A 2,853-nucleotide genomic window follows, 5' to 3' on the forward strand; every position below is an offset into this window, starting at 1 on the left:
GGCGGTCGCTCGGACGCGAGCCACAGGTGGGCCGCGAACACGCAGCGCCGGAGGCGCTGCCAAAGATACTGTCGGTGGCCCATGGCATGGTTCCTTCCATGCGGAAGATGGGTGCGGCGGCGGCGCGTCGAACGGCGTTGGCGGCGCAGGGTTTCGGGGGGCGTAAGCCCGGGCGGGCGACACGGCGATCGGTGCTCGGGGTCCTGGACAGAACGCAGCTGCTGCAGCTGGATTCGGTGTCGGCGGTGGTGCGGGCGCATTACGCGTCGGTGTTCAGCCGAATCGGTCCTTACGACCGCGCTCTGCTCGATCAGGCCGCGTGGAGCAATGGCGTGCGGCGCCCCCGCGCGCTGGTCGAGTATTGGGCGCACGAGGCGGCGCTGATCCCGGTGCAGGACTGGCCGCTGCTGCGCTGGCGGATGCGGCGCTACGAGCACGGGCGCTGGTCCGGCATGCGCAAGGTGGTGGAGCGCAATCCCACCTTGGGCAAGGACATCCTGGACGTGATCACCGAGGTGGGGGCGGCCACCGCCGGTGAGGTGGAGCGCCATCTGGAACTGGACAAGCCGCGGCCCAAGGGTTCCTGGTGGAATCTCAGCGACACCAAGTTGATCTGCGAGCAGCTTTTCGCGGCGGGTGCGCTGTCTGTGGCCACCCGGGTCGGGTTCACCAGGCATTACGACCTCGCGGAGCGAGTGATTCCGCCGGATGTGCTGGCGCGCGACGTCTCCGAGCAGGATGCGGTCCGCGAGCTGGTGCTGCGGGCGGCCACCGCACACGGCATCGGCACCGAGGCCGACCTGCGCGACTACTACCGCCTGCAGCGCACCCAGACCGAGCCGGCCATCGCCGATCTGGTGGACGCGGGCGAGTTGATCCCGGTGGAGGTGGCGGGCTGGGGGAAACCGGCCTATCTGCGGGCCGGGGCGCCCACACCGCGCCGCATCGAGGGTGCCGCGCTGCTGTGCCCGTTCGATCCGCTGATCTTCTTCCGCGCCCGCACCGAGCGGATGTTCGACTTCCACTACCGCATCGAGATCTACACGCCGGAACACAAACGGGTGCACGGCTATTACGTCTTCCCGCTCCTGCTCGACGGCGAACTCGTCGGCCGCGTCGACCTGCGCGCGGAACGCGCCGCCGGCCGGCTGTCGGTACCGGCCGCGTTCGCCGAACCCGGCTATGACACCCCGGCCACCGCCCACGCGCTCACCGGCGCGCTGCGTGAACTGGCCGACTGGCTCGAACTCGACGACGTGGTGATCGGCGACCGGGGCACTCTCGCCGCGCTGCTGTAGTGCGAGAGGCGGCCGGACTCAGTCGTCGCGCTTCGGCCCGTAGCCGCGCATCTGGTCGCGCAGCGCGCCGTGCACGGCACCCGACAGCCAGGAGTTCAGCGACTGACCGCTCTGTGCCGCAGCCTCTTCCGCGCGTGCCTTCATCTGTTCGACGAGCCGGAGTGTGACCCTGCTGATGTCTCCGGTCATCTCCTCGATGGTCGGCGATTCCTGGCCCGTCGTGCTCTTGCGCACATCCACGGAGGCGTCCGTGCCGTCGACCGACACGTGCACCGTGCGGTCGCCGAGCGCCGCGCTGACCTCGGCGGCGAGCTCGGACAGCGCGGCGAGCAGCACCAACCGGGCCGAACCCTCGGTTGCCTGGGCCAGCGCAGCCGCCGTGGCCTGCGTCTTCTCGTCGCCGAGCGCCGCGGCGGCGATCAGGTTCTCCCGCAGCTGCCCGGTGTACTTGTTCAAATCCATGACATCAGTCTGACGTCAAAAATGACGCCAGGCAAGGTGGAAATGACGCCAGTGTGCCGTCGGACGCGGGCGATCGCCCCGTTGTTGCGGCCCGATCGCCGACGAGGGTGTCGAGGGTCCGTCCCAGACCGGGTAGCCTTTTTGACCATGACGAACGGTGAATCGACGCCAACGGAGCTGCGTGCGTCCGGCACGGTAGGTGTCGCGATGGTGACCCCCTTCAGCGCCGACGGCAAGCTCGACGTCGATGCCGGGGTCGCGCTCGCGGCCCGCCTTGTCGACCGCGGCGTCGACCTGCTCGCGATCTCCGGAACCACCGGCGAGTCGCCGACCACGACCGAGTCGGAGAAGGCCGATCTGCTGCGCGCGGTCGTCGACGCGGTCGGCGAGCGCGCCACGGTGATCGCGGGTGCGGGCACCTACGACACCGCGCACTCGATCGAACTCGCGCGCTGTGCGCAGCGCGCGGGTGCGCATGGTTTGCTCGTGGTGACGCCGTACTACTCCCGGCCGACCCAGGCCGGGCTGCTCGCGCACTTCACCGCCGTCGCCGACGCTACCGACCTGCCTGTCACCCTGTACGACATTCCGGGCCGGTCGGTGGTGCCGATCGCCAGCGACACCATTCGCAAGCTCGCCGAGCACCCGCGCATCGTCGCGGTCAAAGACGCCAAGGGCGATCTGAACATGGGCGCCGAGCTCATCGCGAGCACCGGCCTGGCCTTCTACTCCGGCGACGACGCGCTCAACCTGCCGTGGCTGTCGGTCGGCGCGACGGGATTCATCAGCGTCATCGGGCATCTCGTGCCCGAACGGCTGCGCGCGATGCTGGAGGCGTACAGCGCCGGTGAGGTGGTGCGCGCCCGCGAGATCAACACCACGCTGCTGCCGCTGCACGCCGCGATGGCCAGGCTGGGCGGCGTCGCGATGAGCAAGGGCGGGCTGCGCCTGCTCGGAGTCGAGGTGGGCGAGCCGCGGCTGCCGCAGCTGATGCCCAGCACCGAGGAACTGGAAGTGTTGGCTGCCGATCTCCGGAAGGTCGGGGTGCTTTCGTGAGTGACTCCCTAGCTCGTCGCCCCCGCCGCAGCGCATC

The 2,853-nt window shown here is 69.8% G+C and carries 3 protein-coding genes; 2 read left to right on the forward strand and 1 reads right to left on the reverse strand.

Going from position 1 to position 2,853, the window contains the following annotated elements; translation table 11 throughout:
* The first annotated feature begins 98 nt into the window (after positions 1-98).
* Positions 99-1,298: a winged helix-turn-helix domain-containing protein gene (locus NA4_RS37840; protein ID WP_067481010.1), complete on the forward strand. Its 1,200-nt coding sequence runs from the start codon at positions 99-101 to the stop codon at positions 1,296-1,298.
* An 18-nt stretch (positions 1,299-1,316) separates the two neighbouring features.
* On the opposite strand, the gene NA4_RS37845 is transcribed toward NA4_RS37840, so the two are convergent.
* The gene (locus NA4_RS37845) at positions 1,317-1,760 is read right to left on the reverse strand and encodes a hypothetical protein (protein ID WP_067481005.1); all 444 of its coding nucleotides are present in this window, start codon (positions 1,758-1,760) and stop codon (positions 1,317-1,319) included.
* Positions 1,761-1,907: 147 nt separating this feature from the next.
* Between NA4_RS37845 and dapA the strand changes: the two genes are divergently transcribed.
* Complete coding sequence (dapA, locus tag NA4_RS37850; RefSeq protein ID WP_067481008.1) at positions 1,908-2,816, forward strand: 4-hydroxy-tetrahydrodipicolinate synthase; 909 nt, start codon at positions 1,908-1,910, stop codon at positions 2,814-2,816.
* Positions 2,817-2,853: the final 37 nt, after the last annotated feature.

This window comes from Nocardia amamiensis NBRC 102102 (genome assembly GCF_001612745.1).
GTDB classification, from domain to species: Bacteria; Actinomycetota; Actinomycetes; order Mycobacteriales; family Mycobacteriaceae; genus Nocardia; species Nocardia amamiensis.